17 protein-coding genes are annotated in these 17400 nt (G+C 75.0%); 3 read left to right on the forward strand and 14 right to left on the reverse strand.

Translation table 11 applies throughout. The features are described from left to right. The 3 genes from CLV52_RS17860 to CLV52_RS17870 all read left to right on the forward strand — a co-directional run. The coding region (locus tag CLV52_RS17860; RefSeq protein WP_133767768.1) for a DUF4118 domain-containing protein at positions 1-1866 on the forward strand (1866 nt) is incomplete at its 5' end. Beyond that, positions 1863-2540 (forward strand): response regulator, encoded by a 678-nt coding sequence (locus tag CLV52_RS17865; RefSeq protein ID WP_133767769.1) that lies wholly within the window; start codon positions 1863-1865, stop codon positions 2538-2540. The genes CLV52_RS17860 and CLV52_RS17865, both read left to right, overlap by 4 nt. 128 nt (positions 2541-2668) lie before the next feature. Then, a complete protein-coding gene (locus tag CLV52_RS17870) occupies positions 2669-3427 on the forward strand; it encodes an IclR family transcriptional regulator (RefSeq protein ID WP_133767770.1) in 759 nt (252 codons plus the stop codon). 14 nt (positions 3428-3441) lie between these two features. Here the strand turns inward: CLV52_RS17870 and CLV52_RS17875 are convergent, their stop codons facing one another. The 14 genes from CLV52_RS17875 to CLV52_RS17940 all read right to left on the reverse strand — a co-directional run bounded on the left by CLV52_RS17875 (position 3442) and on the right by CLV52_RS17940 (position 17400). Beyond that, positions 3442-4656: an acetyl-CoA C-acetyltransferase gene (locus tag CLV52_RS17875; RefSeq protein WP_246018215.1), complete on the reverse strand. Its 1215-nt coding sequence runs from the start codon at positions 4654-4656 to the stop codon at positions 3442-3444. Beyond that, the gene (locus CLV52_RS17880; protein ID WP_133767771.1) at positions 4653-5306 is read right to left on the reverse strand and encodes a CoA transferase subunit B; all 654 of its coding nucleotides are present in this window, start codon (positions 5304-5306) and stop codon (positions 4653-4655) included. The genes CLV52_RS17875 and CLV52_RS17880 overlap by 4 nt, the downstream gene beginning before the upstream one ends. Before the next feature lie 3 nt (positions 5307-5309). Continuing rightward, on the reverse strand, positions 5310-6089 hold the full coding sequence (locus CLV52_RS17885) for a CoA transferase subunit A (RefSeq protein ID WP_133767772.1): 780 nt from the start codon (positions 6087-6089) through the stop codon (positions 5310-5312). A gap of 15 nt (positions 6090-6104) precedes the next feature. Next, positions 6105-7286, reverse strand: coding sequence for a bifunctional 3-oxoadipate enol-lactonase/4-carboxymuconolactone decarboxylase PcaDC (pcaDC, locus tag CLV52_RS17890; protein WP_246018216.1), 1182 nt, complete (start codon positions 7284-7286; stop codon positions 6105-6107). After that, positions 7283-8608: a lyase family protein gene (locus CLV52_RS17895; protein ID WP_133767773.1), complete on the reverse strand. Its 1326-nt coding sequence runs from the start codon at positions 8606-8608 to the stop codon at positions 7283-7285. The genes pcaDC and CLV52_RS17895 overlap by 4 nt, the downstream gene beginning before the upstream one ends. Further along, positions 8605-9171 (reverse strand): protocatechuate 3,4-dioxygenase subunit alpha, encoded by a 567-nt coding sequence (gene pcaG / locus CLV52_RS17900; protein ID WP_133767774.1) that lies wholly within the window; start codon positions 9169-9171, stop codon positions 8605-8607. Before pcaG ends, CLV52_RS17895 begins: the two co-directional genes overlap by 4 nt. Next, positions 9161-9958 (reverse strand): protocatechuate 3,4-dioxygenase subunit beta, encoded by a 798-nt coding sequence (pcaH, locus tag CLV52_RS17905; protein WP_133767775.1) that lies wholly within the window; start codon positions 9956-9958, stop codon positions 9161-9163. The genes pcaG and pcaH overlap by 11 nt, the downstream gene beginning before the upstream one ends. After that, the gene (locus CLV52_RS17910) at positions 9955-11133 is read right to left on the reverse strand and encodes a 4-hydroxybenzoate 3-monooxygenase (RefSeq protein ID WP_133767776.1); all 1179 of its coding nucleotides are present in this window, start codon (positions 11131-11133) and stop codon (positions 9955-9957) included. Before CLV52_RS17910 ends, pcaH begins: the two co-directional genes overlap by 4 nt. 206 nt (positions 11134-11339) lie before the next feature. Then, positions 11340-11816 carry a MarR family winged helix-turn-helix transcriptional regulator gene (locus tag CLV52_RS17915; protein WP_133767859.1) on the reverse strand — a complete coding sequence of 159 codons (477 nt, stop codon included), beginning with the start codon at positions 11814-11816 and terminating at the stop codon, positions 11340-11342. 2 nt (positions 11817-11818) lie between these two features. After that, entirely contained in the window at positions 11819-13081 is a 1263-nt protein-coding gene (locus CLV52_RS17920) for a 2-hydroxyacyl-CoA dehydratase family protein (protein WP_133767777.1), read from the reverse strand. After that, a complete protein-coding gene (locus CLV52_RS17925) occupies positions 13078-14157 on the reverse strand; it encodes a 2-hydroxyacyl-CoA dehydratase family protein (RefSeq protein WP_133767778.1) in 1080 nt (359 codons plus the stop codon). The genes CLV52_RS17920 and CLV52_RS17925 overlap by 4 nt, the downstream gene beginning before the upstream one ends. Beyond that, positions 14154-15401, reverse strand: a complete 1248-nt coding sequence (locus tag CLV52_RS17930; RefSeq protein WP_133767779.1) for a CaiB/BaiF CoA transferase family protein — start codon at positions 15399-15401, stop codon at positions 14154-14156. Before CLV52_RS17930 ends, CLV52_RS17925 begins: the two co-directional genes overlap by 4 nt. After that, positions 15398-16552, reverse strand: a complete 1155-nt coding sequence (locus CLV52_RS17935; protein ID WP_133767780.1) for a CapA family protein — start codon at positions 16550-16552, stop codon at positions 15398-15400. The genes CLV52_RS17930 and CLV52_RS17935 overlap by 4 nt, the downstream gene beginning before the upstream one ends. Next, the gene (locus CLV52_RS17940; protein WP_133767781.1) at positions 16549-17400 is read right to left on the reverse strand and encodes an alpha/beta fold hydrolase; all 852 of its coding nucleotides are present in this window, start codon (positions 17398-17400) and stop codon (positions 16549-16551) included. The genes CLV52_RS17935 and CLV52_RS17940 overlap by 4 nt, the downstream gene beginning before the upstream one ends.

Here is a 17400-nt window from a genome sequence, read left to right on the forward strand (position 1 = left end):
GAGGTCGACTCCGCGCTGCAGCGGTACCGCACCGAGCACGGCATCGACACCGCCTGGGAGGCCCGCGAACGCGTCGTCGTCGCCCTCACCGGCGGCCCCGAGGGCGAGACCCTCCTCCGCCGCGGCGCCCGCATCGCCGCCCGCTCCGGCGGCGGGGAGCTGCTCGCAGTGCACGTGGCGAGCGACGACGGCCTCGCGGCCGCGGACCCGGCGGCGCTCGCGGCGCAACGCGTGCTCGTCGAGCAGCTCGGCGGCACCTTCCATCAGATCGTCGGCGACCGGATCGCCACCGCCCTCATCGGCTTCGCCCGTGCGGTGCACGCGACCCAGCTCGTCATCGGCGTCTCGCGGCGCTCGCGGGTCGTCGCGCTCCTGACCGGCCCCGGCACCTCGTCCCGCGTGATCCGCGCGGCCGGCGACATCGACGTGCACATGGTCACCCACGGCGCGGTCGGGCGTCGGTCGCGCCTCCTCCCCGCGGGCCGGGGGAACCTCTCCCGCCGACGCCGGATCGCCGGCTTCGCGCTCGCGCTGATCGGCGGCCCGCTGCTCACCCTCCTGCTGAGCGCGACGCGCACGGCGGACGGGCTGACCGCCGAGGCGCTCGCCTACCAGCTGCTCGTGATCCTCGTCGCCCTCGTCGGCGGCGCCTGGCCCGCCGCGTTCGCGGCGGTGCTCTCGGGGCTCACCCTCGACTTCCTCTTCGCCGAGCCCTTCTACACGTTCACGATCGACCGCCCGGAGCACTGGATCGCGGTGCTCCTCTACCTCGCGAGCGCGCTCCTCGTCAGCGTCGTCGTGGACCGGGCCGCGCGCCTCACGCGCGTCGCCCGGCGGTCGGCCAGCGAGTCGGAGGTTCTCACGACGATCGCCGGCGGGGTCCTCCGCGGCGCGGACGCGGTCGACGCGCTGCTCGAGCGGACGCGGGAGACGTTCGGCATGGCCGCCGTCCGGCTCTTCGTCGACGGGGAGGCCGTCGAGGTCCACGGCGAGCCCGGCCCCGAGGCGGCGATCACGCGGGTCGACGTCGACGACCGCACCGTGCTCGAGCTGCTCGGCCGGCCGCTCGACGCCTCGGACCGGAGCATCCTCGACGTCGTGGCGACGCAGCTCGGCGTCGCGCTCGAGCAGCGCGCGCTCACCGCGACGGCCCGCCGCCTGCAGCCGCTCGCGGAGGTCGACCGGGTGCGGTCCGCGCTGCTCGCCGCGGTCGGGCACGACCTCCGGCGTCCGCTCGCGGTCGCGACGGCGGCGGTGACGAGCCTCCGCTCGTCCGGCACCCGGCTCTCCCCCGCCGACCGCGAGCAGCTGCTCGAGGGCGCCGAGCGCAGCCTCGAAAACCTGGCCGCGATCGTCACGGACCTGCTCGACGTCAGCCGGGTGCAGGCGGGCGCGCTCGCGGTCGCGCTCGAGTCGATCGACGTCGCGGACGTGCTGCCGGCCGTGCTCGACGACCTCGCCGCCGATCCGGACGCGGTGGAACTGCACCTGCCGGAGTCGCTGCCGCCGGTGCGGGCGGACCCGGTGCTGCTGCAGCGCGTCCTCGTCAACCTGCTGTCGAACGCGGTGCGGCACTCGCCTGCGGGTGTCCCCGCCGAGCTCGCCGTGTCCGCGTTCGGCGACGCGGTGCAGGTGCGGGTCGTCGACCACGGCCCGGGCCTGGACCCCGCGCGACGGGCGAGGATGTTCGAGCCGTTTCAGCACGACTCCGACACCTCGGACTCGGGCGGGATCGGGCTCGGCCTCGCGCTCTCGCGGGGCTTCGCGGAAGGGATGGGAGCGACGTTGGAGGCGGAGGACACCCCGGGCGGCGGGCTGACCATGGTCGTGGGCCTGCCGGCCGACACGACGGTGCGCGAGCCGTGAAGGTCCTCGTCGCGGACGACGACCCGCAGATCCTCAAGGCGCTCCGGATCATCCTGACGGCGCACGGCTACGACGTCGTGCTCGCGAAGGACGGTCGGGAGGCGATCGACCTCGCCGCGCACGACCGGCCCGACGTGATCGTGCTCGACCTCGGCATGCCGGGCGTCGGCGGCGTCGCGGTCATCGAGGCCGTGCGGGGCTGGTCGACCACGCCGATCCTCGTCGTCTCCGGCCGCTCCGACACCTCCGGCAAGGTCGACGCGCTCGACGCGGGCGCCGACGACTACGTGACGAAGCCGTTCGCGACGGAGGAGCTGCTCGCCCGAATCCGCGCGCTGTCCCGCCGCTCCGCGGAGGTCGCGGAGGCGCCGACGGTGGCGTTCGGCGACGTCGTCGTCGACCTGGCGGCGCGACGGGTCACCCGGGCCGGCGCCGACGTGCGGCTGACGCCGACGGAGTGGGCCGTGCTCGAGCAGCTCGTCCGCAACCCGCGCCGGCTCGTGACCCAGCAGACGCTGCTGACGAGCGTGTGGGGGCCGAACCACACGCGCGACTCCGGGTACCTCCGGATCTACCTCGGCACGCTGCGGAAGAAGCTGGAACCGGAGCCCTCCCGCCCCCGCCACCTGCTCACGGAGCCGGGCATCGGGTACCGCTTCACCCCTGAGGGCTGAGCTCCGCGATCACCGTTCTGCGTTCTGTAGGAGACGGCGTCCTCCGAAACGGAGAGTGCGGGTGGGCGGGGAGTCCGGGCGCGGCGCTCGACGCGGGTCGCCGGGCGGCCGGATGTTACGGTCGCGGCGTGGCAGGGACGGACGCGCCGGCGGACGCCGACCGGACCGTCTTCGGCCGGGTGCTCGACGTCATCGGCGCCTTCGCGGACAGCCCGGAGGGCGGCCTCACCGCCTCGGCCGTCGCCGCGGCGACCGGCCTGCCGATGTCGACCGCGCACCGGCTCTGCCGGACGCTCGCGGAGGAGCGCGTGCTCGAGCGCGCTCCCGACGGCCGCTACCGCGTGGGCATCCGCCTGTGGGAGCTCGGGCTGCTCGCCCCGCGCTCGCAGGGCCTGCGTCAGCGCGCCCTGCCGTTCCTCGAGGACCTCCACGAGGTCACGCGGCAGCACGTGCAGCTGCTCGTGCTCGACGGACCGGAGGTCGTCGTCGTCGAACGGCTGAGCACTCGCGATGCGGTCGTGCTCGCCGGCCGGCCGGGCGGACGCCTGCCCGTGCACGCGACGAGCGGCGGCGTCGTGCTGCTCGCGCTCGCCGACGAGGCGACGGTCGCCGCAGTCCTCGCGCGGCCCATGGAGCGGTTCACTCCGGCGACGATCACGTCGGAGCCGATGCTCCGGGCGACGCTCTCCCTCGCGCGGCGGCAGGGCTGGATCGTGCTGCAGGACCACCTGACGCCCGGATCCGTGTCCGTCGCCGCGCCGATCCTCGGACCGCGGCGGCAGGCGGTCGCGGCCGTCTCCGTGATCGTCGACGGGGGCGACGGCGACCGGCTCGTGCCCGCCGTCCTCACGACGGCGAAGGCGATCGGCCGGGCGCTCGCCACCTGATCGACCGCCGGGCGTCAGGCGCGCTCGAAGACCGCCGCGAGGCCCTGGCCGCCGCCGATGCACATCGTCTCGAGCGCGTAGCGGCCGCCGAGGTCGGCGAGCTCGTGGCTCAGCGTGGCGAGCATGCGGACGCCGGTCGCCGCGAGCGGGTGGCCGATGGAGATGCCGCTCCCGCGCGGGTTGAGCCGCGGGTCGTCGTCGTCGACGCCCCACTCGGCGAGGCACGCGAGCACCTGCACGGCGAAGGCCTCGTTCAGCTCGATCACGTCGAGGTCGTCGAACGTCAGCCCGGCGCGGGCGAGCGCGCGGTTCGACGCCGGGACCGGTCCGATCCCGAAGCGTTCCGGCTCCACGCCCGCGACCGCCCAGGACACGAGGCGGAGGACGGGCGTGAGCCCCAGCTCCGCCGCGCGCTCCGGCGTCGTCACGACGCACGCCGCAGCCGCGTCGTTCTGCCCGCTCGCGTTGCCGGCGGTCACGGTGGCGTCCGGGTCGCTGCGGCCGAGCGCGGGGCGCAGCTTCGCGAGCACCTCGAGGGAGGTGTCCGCCCTCGGGTGCTCGTCGGCCGCGACCGTGACGGCGCCCTTCCTGCCGGGCACCTCGACGGGCACGATCTCGCGGTCGAACGCGCCGCTCGTCTGCGCCGCGACCGCCCGCTGGTGCGACTGCAGGGCGTAGCGGTCCTGCCGCTCGCGGTCGATCCCGTACTCGCGGCGGAGGGTCTCCGCGGTGCCGATGTTGCCGTCGGGCGTCGGGTGGAACCGGCCGCCCGCGCGCTCGCGGCCGCGGCTCAGCGCGTCGTGGAGCACGAGCGCGCCCGGCGGCAGGCCGCGGCGCCCCTCCTCCGTGTAGTACGGCGCGTTGCTCATCGACTCGACGCCGAACGCGACGACGACGTCGGAGACGCCGGTCTGCACCTGCATCGCGCCGTTCAGCACGGCCTGCAGGCCGGAGCCGCAGCGGCGGTCGAGCTGGTACCCGGTCGCCGTCACGGGGAAGCCCGCGTCGAGCGCGGCGACCCGGCCGATCGGGGCGGCCTCCATCGTCGGATAGCACTGCGCGCCGATCACGTCGTCGACGGCGTCGACCGGCAGCCCGGACCGCTCGACGAGCGCGGTGAGCACCCGGGTCGCGAGGTCGAGCGCGGTGAGCGGCGCGAGCGCGCCGCCGAACCGCCCGACCGGGGTCCGCACCGGGGCGCAGACGACCGCCTCCCGCAGCTCGGTCATGCGGACGCCTCCACCCCGTCCGCGACGGCGAAGGCGGCACCGGTCAGGCCACGGATCGACTCCACGGTCTCGCCCGGCGCCAGCTCGATGAGCAGGAGCCCGTCGTCGGTGACGTCGAACACCGCTCGATCGGTGATGATGCGGTCGACGCACGCGCGGCCGGTGAGCGGCAGCACGCACTCGGGCAGGATCTTGTGCTCGCCCGTCTTCGTCACGTGCTCCATGACGACGATGACGCGCCGGGCGCCCGCGACGAGGTCCATCGCCCCGCCCATGCCCTTGATCAGCTTGCCGGGCACCGCCCAGTTCGCGATGTCGCCGTGCTCGGAGACCTGCATCGCGCCGAGCACCGCGTCCTGGATGCGGCCGCCCCGGACCATCCCGAAGCTCGCGGCGGAGTCGAAGAACGCGGCGCCCGGGAGCACGGTGACCGTCTCCTTGCCCGCGTTGATGAGCTTCGGGTCCTCCTCGCCCGCCCACGGATACGGGCCGACGCCGAGGATGCCGTTCTCGGAGTGCAGCACGATCGTGCGGTCCTCGGGCACGAAGTTCGGGATGAGCGTCGGCAGGCCGATCCCGAGGTTCACGTAGGAGCCGTCCTCGAGCTCCTCCGCCGCCCGCGCGGCCATCTGGTCCCTGGTCAGCGGCACGGCTCAGGCCTCCTTGCGCTCGCGCACGGTGCGCTTCTCGATGGGCAGGTCGCTCGCGTCCTCGCGGCTCAGCTGCACGACGCGGTCGACGTGGATGCCGGGCAGGTGCACGGCGTCGGGGTCGATCTCGCCGGCGGGCACGAGCTCGTCGACCTCCGCGATCGTGATCCGCCCAGCCATCGCGGCGAGCGGGTTGAAGTTCCGGGCCGACTTCTCGAACACGAGGTTGCCGTGGGTGTCGCCCTTCGCCGCCCGGACGAGCGCGAAGTCCGTGCGGATCGCGGTCTCGAGGACGTAGGCGGTCTCCGTGCCGAAGACGTCGAACACGGCGGTGGGCTTCGGCGGGCTCGAGACGGCGACGGACCCGTCGGCGGCGTACCGCCACGGCATGCCGCCCTCGGAGACCATCGTGCCGACGCCGGTGGGCGTGTAGAACGCGGGGATCCCGACGCCGCCGGCGCGGAGCCGCTCGGCGAGGGTGCCCTGCGGGGTCAGCTCCACCTCGACGTCGCCGCCGAGGTACTGCCGCGCGAACTCCTTGTTCTCGCCGATGTAGGAGCCGACGACCCGGCGGATGCGCCCGGCGGCGAGAAGGAGGCCGAGGCCCCAGCCGTCGACGCCGCAGTTGTTCGACACCACCTCGAGCTCGGTCGCCGTCGCCTCGAGCAGGGCGCGGATCAGGACGATCGGCACCCCGTTCAGCCCGAACCCGCCGACGGCGATGGAGGCGCCGTCGGGGATGTCGGCGACCGCTTCCGCCGCGGATGCGACGCGCTTGTCCATGTCCTGCTCCTCCTCCTACTCGCCCGCGGACTGCTCGTCCGCGGACCGCTCGTCCGCCTCGGCGAACACCTGCTTCGCGACCCGGAACGCGCTGTTCGCGGCGGGTACGCCCGCGTAGACGGCCATCTGCAGCAGGATCTCGACGAGCTCCTCCCGCGTCACGCCGTCGGCCAGTGCGGCCCGGAGGTGCATCACGAGCTCCTCCCAGTGGTGCGCCGTGACCATGCTCGCGATCGTGATCGCGCGCCGCGTGCGGCGGTCGAGCCCCGGGCGCGACCAGATCGAGCCCCACGCGGTCTCGGTGATGAAGCGCTGGAAGTCCGCGGTCTCGGGCGTGATGCCGGCGGTCGCGCGGTCGACCCACTCGGCGCCGAGCACCGCTCGGCGCACCGTCATGCCGGTCGCGTACCGGTCGCGGGGCGCGAACCGCTCGATCAGCAGCGCCGCGACCTCCGCCGGCCGCTCGAGGTGCGCCTGGTGCCCGGTGTCCGTCAGGACGACCGGCTCCTGGCCGCCCGGCAGGGCGGCCGCGGTCGCGGTCGCGTCCTCGACGGTCACGACGGGATCGCGGTCCCCGACGACGACGAGCGTCGGCACGGCGATCGTGCCGAGGTCCGAACGGCGGTCGAAGGCGCCGAGCGCCTCCGCGAGCAGGGCGTAGGACTCGTCGTCCGCGTCCATCAGCTCGGAGAGGGTGCGGCCGACCAGGTCCGGCTCCCGGGACGGGAAGGAGGGCGCGAACCACCGCTCGCTCGAGGCGGCGACCTGCGCGGGGGTGCCCTGCGCGCGGACCTGGGCCGCGCGTGCGGTCCAGCCCTCCGGGCTCCCGATGCGCGCGCCGGAGCAGATCACGGCGAGGCCCGCGAGGCGGTCGCGGTGCCTCCCGGTGGCCAGCTCGACGCCGATCGCGCCGCCGATGGAGACGCCCGCGTAGACGAAGCGACCGCCGCCGAGCCCGTCGACCACGGCGACCACCGCGTCGGCGAGGTCCGCGAAGGTGAACGGCTCGCGGGCGGCCGGCGACAGGCCGTGGCCGGGGAGGTCGACCCGCACGACGCGGAACGTGCCGGTGAGGCGCGCCGCCGCCTCGCCCCAGGCGGCGACGCCGGTGCCGAGCGACGGCCCGAGCACGAGCAGCGGCGCGCCGGGGTCGGCGGAGGAGGTCGGGTCGACGACTCCGCGCAGCACGACGCTCACCGGTCGACCCCGCGGGCCGCGGCGACGCTCGCGTCGATGAGCCGGTCGGAGAGACCGACGGTCCCGCCGGTGGTCGTGGCGGCCGCCAGCCGGTCGCGGGTCGCCTCGTCGACGTCCGGGTCGTCGACCGCGGCGCGCCGGATCGCTGCCACGAAGTCGCCCTCGGCCAGCGCCGTCCGGGTCAGCTCGGCGGCGCGCGAGCGCCCGACGCGCTGCGCGAGCACCTGCTGCGCGCGCTCCGCGTGGATCGACCCGTCGCCCGCCTCGAGGTTCGCGCGGCTGCGCGGCGCATCGACGTCGAGCGCGGCGACGAGGCGCTCGGCGAGCACCGCGGACTCGAGCAGCAGGCGGAGGAGCTCCCGGAGGGGCTGCCACTCCGCGTGCCAGTCGCCCGCGGGGCGCTCGTCGAGTGCGAGCTGCGAGCCGAGGAGCGTCGCCGCGAGGCCGGGCGCCCGGCGCGCGTTCGCGACGAGGAGCACCGCGGCGACCGGGTTCTGCTTCTGCGGCATGGCGGACGAGCCGCCCTCGCCCGCGCCGACCGCGAGCTCGAGCTCGCCGAGCTCGGGCCGGCTGCCCTGCACGGCCTCGAGGCCGAGGCGCCCGAGCGCGCCGAGGTGCGCGGCGACCGCCGCGCCGAGCAGCGAGACCGCCGAGCGCTCGACGTGCCAGACGCCGGGTCGCGCGGCGAGACCGAGCGCGGCCGCCACTCGCGTGCGGAGGGCCTCCGCGCCGTCCGCGCCGAGGCGGTCCGTCAGCACCGCGAGCGTGCCGACGGAGCCGCCGAGCTGCAGCGGGGTCTCAGCCGCCCCGAGCGCGCGCCGGGTGCGGGCGACGCCGTCGAGCAGCACGGCGAGGCGGAGCCCGGCGGTGGTCGGCGCGGCCTGCCGGCCGAGCGTGCGGCCGGCGACCGGCGTCGTCCGGTGTGCCTCCGCGAGCCCGGCGAGGCCCTCGAGCACGCGACCGACCGGGGCGGCGGCGCGGCGGATCGACCGGGCCGCGACGAGCATGAGCGCGGAGTCGAGCACGTCCTGGCTCGTGAGCCCGAGGTGCACGGCGTCCGCGAGCGGCGCAGGGGTGCGGCGGCGGAGCTCCGCGACGAGCGGGATCACCGGGTTGCCGCCGGACGCGGATGCCGCGGCGAGCGCGGGCAGGTCGATCTCGTCGGCCGCCCAGCGGACGCTCCCCGACGCGACGCCCGCGGCGACGAGCGCCTCGAGATGGGCGGCCTCCACGTCGACCAAGGCCCGGAGGACGGCGCGGTCGTCCGCCTCCGCCGCCGCGCCGGTCGTCGGGTCGAGCAGCCCGCTGTCGAACCCCGTCACGCGCGGTCCGCGTACTCGAGGAACACGGTCTCGCCCTCGCCCTGCAGCCGGATGTCGAAGCGGTAGCTGCCCGGACCGTCGGCGCGGGCGATCAGGGTCTCGCGCCGCGCGGGGTCGACGCGGTCGAGCAGCGGGTCGGCCGGCAGCGCCGCGTCCGCATCGAGGAAGTAGGCCCTCGTGAAGAGGTGGTGGAGGAGGCCGCGCGCGAAGACCGTGATCAGCGCCCAGCCCGTCGTCGACGGCGCGACGGCACCCGGGAGGACGGTCGCGAACTCGTAGTGCCCGTCGACGTCCACCGCGGAGCGGCCGAAGCCGGTGAACCGGCCGAGCTCCCGCGCGCGGCTGCCCGCCCGCTGCACGAGCGCGCCGTCCGCGTCCGCCTGCCACAGCTCGAGGAGCGCGTCCGGCACCGGCAGCCCGTCGCCGTCGAGCACCACACCGTGGAGGACGACCGCATCGGCGCGCGATGGGGCGACGAGCTGTGGGCCGCCCGCGAACGGCAGCGCGTAGCCGAAGAAGGGGCCGACCGTCTGCGAGGGCGTCTGCCCGAGGTCACTCGTCATCGTGCTCGTCCTCCATCCAGGTCGCCGTCGACCCGGTGAGCACGATGTCCCACCGGTAGCCCATCGAGAACTCCGGGACGGTCTCATCGTGGTCGTAGGCGGCGACCAGCCGCTCGCGGGCGCGCGGGTCGGTGATCGACTGGTAGATCGGGTCGAGGGCGAACAGCGGGTCGCCGGGGAAGTACATCTGCGTCACGAGCCGCTGCGTGAACGCCTGCCCGAACAGCGAGAAGTGGATGTGCGCGGGGCGCCAGGCGTTCCGGTGGTTCTTCCACGGGTACGGCCCCGGCTTGACCGTCGTGAACCGGTACGAGCCGTCGTCGCCCGTCAGCGCCCGGCCGACGCCCGTGAAGTTCGGATCGAGCGGCGCGGGGTGCTGGTCGCGCTTGTGGATGTAGCGGCCGCCCGCGTTCGCCTGCCATATCTCGATGAGCTGGTTCCGGACCGGCCGACCGTCGCCGTCGAGGACGCGGCCGGTCACCGTCATCCGCTCGCCGAGCGGCTCGCCGGTGTGCTGGATGGTGAGGTCGCTCTCGTACGGGTCGACGTCGACGTGGCCGAAGGCGGGCGAGGTGCGCTCGATCTCCTCCGGGAACAGCGTCACCAGCTCGTGCGTCGGGTGCCGCAGCGCGCTCGAGCGGTACGGCGCGAAGTCACGCGGCGGATGGTTCGCGCGGCGCCCCGCGTACCGCTCGTGGATGCTCGCGACCTCGGCGTCGATCGTCGCCTGCGACTCGAGCGCCGGGCCGGCGACGGCCCCGTGGTCCTGACCGGTGGATGTGCTCATCGGATCGCCAATCCCGTGTACTGCTCGGCGATGGACTGCTGCGCGGGCCGCGACCCGCTGACGTACCGCAGCCTGCCGAGCCGGCTGCGGTAGCGGAACTCGCGCTCGTCCGCCGGGACGGCGGGGCCGGGCACGTGGAGGAGGTCGGTCATGTACTCCGAGAACTGCTGCACCTTCCACTGCCGGTCGAGCGCGCGGTCGCTGTAGGAGCGGAGCGGCGCCTCGTCGCCCGCGGCCTGCGCGGCGAGCGCGTCGCCGAGCAGCGTCACGTCGGCGATCGCCGAGTTGAGCCCCTTCGCTCCGGTCGGCGGCACGATGTGGCCGGCGTCGCCCGCGAGGAACGCGCGGCCGCGGCCGAGCGAGGACACGACGGAGGACCGCATCTGCGTGATCGACTTCTCGGTGATCGCGCCGTGCTCGAGCGTCCAGCCGGGCGCGCCGAGGCGGGTGTCGAGCGCGTCCCAGATGCGGTCGTCGCTCCACTCCTCGATCCGCTCGTCCGGCGCGACCTGGACGTACAGGCGCGACACGGAGGGGCTGCGCATCGAGTGCATCGCGAAGCCGTCCGGGTGGAGGGCGTAGATGAGCTCGTCCGTGCTCGGGGCGACGTCGGCGAGGATGCCGAGCCACGCGGCGTCGTACCCGCGCTCGGCGACCGTCGGCGCGAGGAGGCTCCGCGTGACGCCGTGGAAGCCGTCCGCGCCGACGACGAAGTCGGCGTGCAGCTCCTGGGGCTCGCCGCCGAGGCCGAAGCGGACGACGGCCTCGCCGCCCTCGTCCGCCGGGGCGACGTCGGCCGCGTCGTAGAACACGGTGCTGCCGAGCGCGTCGTGCGCGGCCATCAGGTCCGCCTGGACGCGCTGCTGGCCGTAGACGGTCACGGTGCGACCGACGAGCTCCTCGAAGTCGATGTGGAACCGCTCGCCCTCGTGCTGCAGGTGCACGCCGCCGTGGACGAGGCCGTTCGCGTGGACCCCGTCCGCGAGGCCGAGCCGCTCGAGCACCTCCACGCTCGACTGCTCGAGCACGCCTGCGCGCACCCGGCCGAGCACGTGCTCGCGCGAGCGGTGCTCGACGACGGCGAACGGGACGCCGCGGTCGGCGAGCAGGGCCCCGAGGAGCAGGCCGGCCGGTCCGGCGCCGATGATCGCCACCCGTGTGCGGTGCTGCTGCATGGAGTCGTCCCCTTCGTCGACCTGCACACCCTCCCGGACGCGTGGGTCGATCCGCGCGCCTCTTCCCACCCAGTGGGAAGAGACCTCCCTCTCCTTCTCGCTGGCGGAGGTGCGAGCGCGGTGCGCCCGGCTCGACCACCGTGTTCACGGATACGGAGATCCGATCCGCATCCGTGAACCCTCACGATCACCGCACCCTGAGCAGGTCAGTGCGGGAGGCCTCCGCCGAGGGCGGAGCGGCAGGCCTGCAGCGCCTCGCGCAGCCCGACGACCTGGGCGCCGCTCATCCCGGACACCATCTGCTCCTCGATGCGCCGCACGTCAGGCAGAACGCGCTCGAGCGCGGCGAGGCCCTCCGGCGTCACGGAGAGCAGCTGGCGGCGCTGGTGCGTCGGGTCCTGCTCGCGGAAGACGAGCCCGCGCTCCTCGAGCTCCGCGGTCACGGCCGACATGGTCTGGGCGCGGACGAAGGAGTTCTTCGCGAGCTGCGCGGAGGTGAGGCGCGGCCGCCGCTCGAGCACGGTGAGCGCGGTGTACTGCGCGACCGTGAGCCCGTCCTCCCGCAGCACCGCGTCGAGGCGCACGCGGACCGCGAGCTCCACCTGCTTGATCAGGTAGAGCAGGGTGGCGCCGTCGCCGCGCGCCGAGCGCGGCGGGACGGCGTCCTCGAGCGACGTGGACATGGTCACCTCCGGCCCCCATCCTCCCCCCGCCCGTCGCCGAGCGTCGCGACGAACCGGGCGATCGAGCCGCCGACGTCCGCCCGCTCGAGCGCGCGCGGGTCGGCGTTGCTCGCGCGGATCTCGAGCACCGGCACCCCGGCCTCCTCGAGCGCGAGGGTGATGAACCGGGCGCCGGCGACGTCGTCCGCGACGAGGTGGACGACGCCGTCGACCCCGTGCGTCGCCGCCTCCTTGACGTACCACTGCGGCGCGAGGGGCGGCGCGTAGAGGAGGTCGGTGACGCCGACGAAGCGGGCCGCGAGGGTCTCGATGGGGTCGTCGCCGTAGCGGATGTAGCCGTCGGCGGCGATCGCCAGGTACATCGACCACACGAAGACCGCGCCGAGCTCCTCCTCGAACCGACGGTAGAGCGCGGTGTCGCCCCAGAGTCCGCGGCCGACCCACATCAGGCGCACCCGCTCCTCCGGCACGACCGCCGCGCCGGCGTCGACGAGGGCGGCCACCTCATCGTGCAGCGCCTGCGCGGCCGCCCTCCCCCACTCGCTGCCGCGGTGCCACTGCGGGATCATCACGGCCGGGATCGTGTCGGTGACGCGCACGGGCGTCGGTCGTGCGGCGGCGACGAGATCGCGGGTGCGGCGGTTCAGCTCCTCCTGCTCGTTGATGAGGTCCATGACCGTCCGGAGGCGCTCGAGCTCGAACGTCCGTCCGGTGCGCTCCTCGAGGAACGCGATGAGCTCGCGGTTCTCCTCGGCCATCAGCGCGATCCGATCGGCCCCGAAGATGCTCGACCAGTCGTGCGCGACCTCATCCCACCACCGCTCCGGCGCCGGGAGAGCGGCGGTCCGCTCATAGGGGAAGAACGCGACGTCGGGGTCGTCGGTCCAGGCCTCGAAGACCTTGCCGGTGGCATCCCCGCTCAGCTCGGCGATGACGATGCCGGGCTTCGGCAGGCCGCCCCAGAGCGCCTCCTGATCGGCGACGCCGCGCGAGCCGAGGGCGAGCACGTCGTACTGCCGGCTGTCGTCGGGGTGGCCGAGCCCCGCGACCACGGCGAGGCTCTCCCCCGCGAGCTGCTTCGCCGTGACGACCGACGCCCACCACTGGTTCACGACGTACGGGACGTCCATCGCGCGGAGGATCTCCTGCGGCGCGTCCGCGTTGACGAGCGCGATCACCTCGCCCGCGGCGGCGCGTGCCCGGAGCGTCCCGAACCACTCCCGCTGGTGCGCCAGCGCCGCGGTCGTCGCGGCGAGCCGGCTCACGCGGACCGCCGGAGGGTCTCGAGGCCGTCGAGCACCGCGGCCGGGTCGTCGCCGCGGACGAGCACCGCGGGCACCCCGGCGGCGGCGCGCTGCCGCGACCAGTCCCAGAGCGGACCGTCGTCGTGGTCGCGGACGACGGCGAGCAGCGCCCGCGCGCCTGTGCGGCCCACTCCCGCTGCGGTCGCGGCGGCGCGGGCGGCCATCGACGAGGTCGCGGAGGCGGGGTCGCCGTGCAGCCGGGCGCTCGCCGCGGCGAGCGCCGCCTCCTCCCGGGTGCGTGGCACCACGTCGCCCGGGTCGTCGCTCGCCACCGGGTCGCCCCAGTCGTGGTCCTCGCCGACGATCACGGCACCGGCGGACTCGACCAGCCGGTACAGCCGGTCGCTGATCGGTGCGCTGCCGGTGAGCCACACGGGCAGCGCCGCGGCCTCCCGGGCGTCGAGCGCCCCGTCGGCGTCGACGCCGGCGTCCTCCCCCGCTGCGGTGACGCCGTAGGCGTGCAGCGCGGCGGTGCCGGTCGGGCCGTCCGGCGCGGACCGCGCGTCGCGGATGCGGCGCAGCGCTGCGACGGTCGCCGACCGGCCGTCCCACGCCGCGGCGAGCGAGGCGGCGGTGATGGAGGACCCGGTCCAGCCCTCGACCGTCTCGACCATCCCGAGCAGCCGGCCCGTGTTGAAGCGGAGGGTGCTCTCCCGCGGCAGGTGCACCTGGTCGACCAGCAGCACCGGCACCCGGATGCGGCCGCGGCGGTGCAGTTCGTGGAGGGCGGCGGCGAGCCGCACCGACGCCTCCGAGTCGTGCGCGACGAGTACGCCGCGGAGCGCGTCGTACCGTCCCGCGAGCATCGCTGCGGCGACGAGGAGCGCCGCCCGGTCGACCGCGCCGCCCAGGTACTCGGCCGCCTCCGCCGTGTCCGCCTCCTCGGCGGGGATGCGGAACGGGACGCCGCCGGCAGCGGCGACGAGCACCGCCGGCACGTCACGGCCGACGATCCCGACGACCGCGTCGCCGGCCTCCGCCCGCCGGAGCGCCGCCGGGACGCGAGCCGCGTATCGCTCGGCCAGGACGGCGCTCACAGGGCGCCGGCCGCGCGCAGCGTCTCGATGCGCGCCTCGTCGTACCCGAGCAGCTCGCCGAGCACCGCCTCCGTGTGCTCGCCGAGCCACGGCGCGGGTCGGTCGAGCGACGTGCTGCTGCCGGACAGGACGATCGGGACGCCTGAGCCGTACAGCTCCTCCGCGACGCCGAACACGGGGTGCTGCAACGGCTCGACCTCACCGCGCCGCAGGACGAGCGGGTCGCGCACGGCTTCGCCGGTGTCGCGGACGGGCGCCGCGGGCACGCCCTCCGCTTCGAGTCGTCCGACGGCCTCCGCGATCGGCAGGTCGCTCGCCCAGTCACGGATCATCGCGTGCAGCTCGTCCGCGTGCCGGACGCGCGCGTCGCGCTTCGCGAACCGCGGGTCGGTCGCGAGGTCGGGCCGGCCGATCGCGGCGAGGAGGTGCGACGCGAACACGTCCGTCGGCCCGCACAGCGCGAACCAGCCGTCGCTGCCCTCGAAGACGCCGAACGGGGCGAGGCGCGGAACGTAGGACCCCGTCCGCAGCGGCATCCCGATCTTCTCGAACGCGTCGAACGGCTCGCAGGCGACGAGGGACGTGAGCGCGCCGAGCATCGAGACGTCGACGTGCTGCCCCTCCCCGGTCCGGTCCACCTCGAGCAGCGCCGACAGCACCCCGATGACGCTGTAGAGCGGCGCGACCAGATCGGCGATCGGCAGCCCGAAGCGGATCGGGGGCTGGCCGGGCTCGCCGGCGGTGAGCATGGTGCCGCTGAGCGCCTGGATGATCGTGTCCATCGCCTTGCCGCTGCCCGAGGCGCCCTGCGCGCCGAAGCCGCTGATGGAGGCGTAGACGAGCCTCGGATTCAGCTCGTGCACCGCAGCGAAGTCGATGCCGAGGCGGCGGGTGACGCCGGCGCTGAAGTTCTCGACGAGCACGTCGGCCTCGGCGACGAGCTCGCGGAAGACCGCGGCGCCCGCCGGGGCCTTCAGGTTGAGCGTGATGCTCTCCTTGTTCCGCCCGCGCAGCATCATCGAGACCGACATGTCCTCATCGCTCGTGCGGTGCGGCTGCAGCCCGGTCGCCGAGTAGTAGGGCGCGTTGTTGCGGGAGGTGTCACCGCCGAGTGCGGGGTTCTCCACCTTGATGACGCGCGCGCCGAGGCCGGCGAGGAGCAGCGTCGCGTACGGCCCGGACAGCGCGGTGGTGAGGTCGAGGACGGTCCGTCCGGCGAGCGGGTGGTCGAGACGATCGGTCATGCGCTGACTCCTTGCTGCTGCTGCGGTTCGACCCGGACGACGTCGCCGTCCTGGACGAACCCGGTCGCGAACCCCTCGGCCCGCGTGATCCGCCGGATGTACTCGACGACGGCGTTCCCGCCGTCGTCCCCGCCCCACGGGACCGGCCGTGCTCCCTCGTCGAGGAAGCACGGCACGAGACCGACGAGGGCGTCCCCGTCCGGCTCGACGTCGAGGACAGCGACCATCGTGTTCCGGCTCTCCGGGTGGAACGGGTACCAGGAAGGCAGCGCGGGGTCCGGTTCGAACCCGAACAGGCGCCGCCGCCGCTCCGCCCACCGCCGCTGCTCGGCCACGTCCGCGGTCGTCGGCGTCAGCGCGTCGGTCACCGTGACGAGGTTCCCGAGCCCGTGGAAGATCGGCTGCCCGCGGTACATCTCGACGCCGCGGAGGATGTGAGCGTGATGGCCGACGACGATCGCGGCGCCGGCGTCGATCGCGGCATGGGCGACCTCGGTCTCGTAGGCGGCGAGCTCGGCGGGGGCGTGCACGAGGCCCTTGTGCAGGGCGACGACCAGCAGGTCGACCCGGTCGGCGGCGCGCGCGACCACCGCGCGCATCCGCTCGAGGCTCGCCGGATCCGCCCAGGTGTGGACGCTGGGCGGCCCGCCCGGGTTCGCACCGATCGGCTCGTAGTGGGAGAGGACCTTCACGTAGGCGGCGCCGGGCCTGCGGCTCGTGGCCCAGCTGTCGGTCGGCCCGACGCAGTTGAAGGAGAGCACGCCGACGGTCCGCTCGCCGACGCGGACGACGACGGGGGCCTCCGCCGCGGTCAGGTCCTCCCCGGCGCCCGCGGTGCGGAGGCCGAACCGGGTCGCCGCGGCGATCGTCTCCTGGATCCCCTCGGCGCCCGCGTCCGCGATGTGGTTGCCCGCGAGCGTCAGCACGTCGAACCCGGCACGGCGGACGGCGCCGAGGTGCTCGGGATCGGCCGGCGGGGCGGGCACGTCGACGGTCGCGACGGTGGTCGTCCTCGCGTGCGGCACCTCCAGCTGCCCGATCGTCAGCGCCGCGGACGTCAGCAGGTCCCGCACCGGATCGAAGAAGCCGTCGGGGTCCGGGCGGTCGACGATCAGGTCGCCGGTGAGGGCGATGCGGAAGCCGGCCGTCATGCGCGCATCGGCGGCTCGGCGACGCCGTTCAGCTCGTCGACGAACACGCGCACCTCGCGCACGAGGCGCTCCGCGGACTCCTCGCCCACCATGTGGCCCTCGTCCTCGAAGAGCACCGCCTTCGCGCCGCGGACGTTGACGGCCGCACGGAGGGCGGACTGCGGCGAGATCACGCCGTCCCGCATCCCGGCGAGGATCAGCACCGGCAGGCGGATGCCGCGATAGACCTCCGCGAGCTCCTCGTCCGTCGTCGCCTCCGGGAACGGCTTGCCCTGATTGAGCTCCGCCTCGTCGTCGGGGCGGAGGCCCGCCTCCTCGGCCTGCTTCGCGAATCGCACGCGTCGGGACTCGATCCGGGCCGGGTCGTCGGTCCAGCCGGCCATGTGCTCGAGGTTGGCGACGACCGCCGCGGGGTCCTTGCGCTGCGCGATGAAGCGCCGGCGGCCCTCCGACGACCCGGTGCCGCCCGCGCGGTCGTGCGGGGTGCCGACCACCGAGATCAGGGCCTTCAGCCGCGCCGGGTTCCGCCGCGCGATGTGCCACCCGATGCCGCCGCCGTGGGAGATGCCCGTGTAGAGGAAGCGGTCGACGCCGATGCGGTCCGCGAACGCGCAGACGTCGTCCGCCCACTGGTCGAGCCACCCGATCTCGGGCGGCGCCGCCGGGTGGGTCGAGCGCCCGAAGCCGCGGGCCTGGATCGTGAAGACGCGGTACCCGGTCGGCGGGTCGCCGAGGACCTCAGGGTAGCCGCCTCGGGCGAACCCCATCGCGGAGGAGAGCACCACCTCGTCGCCGGAGCCGAACTCCTCGTACCAGAGCGTTCCGGTGCCGATGTCCATCGTGGGCAT

Source organism: Amnibacterium kyonggiense, from assembly GCF_004364555.1.
GTDB classification, from domain to species: domain Bacteria; phylum Actinomycetota; class Actinomycetes; order Actinomycetales; family Microbacteriaceae; genus Amnibacterium; species Amnibacterium kyonggiense.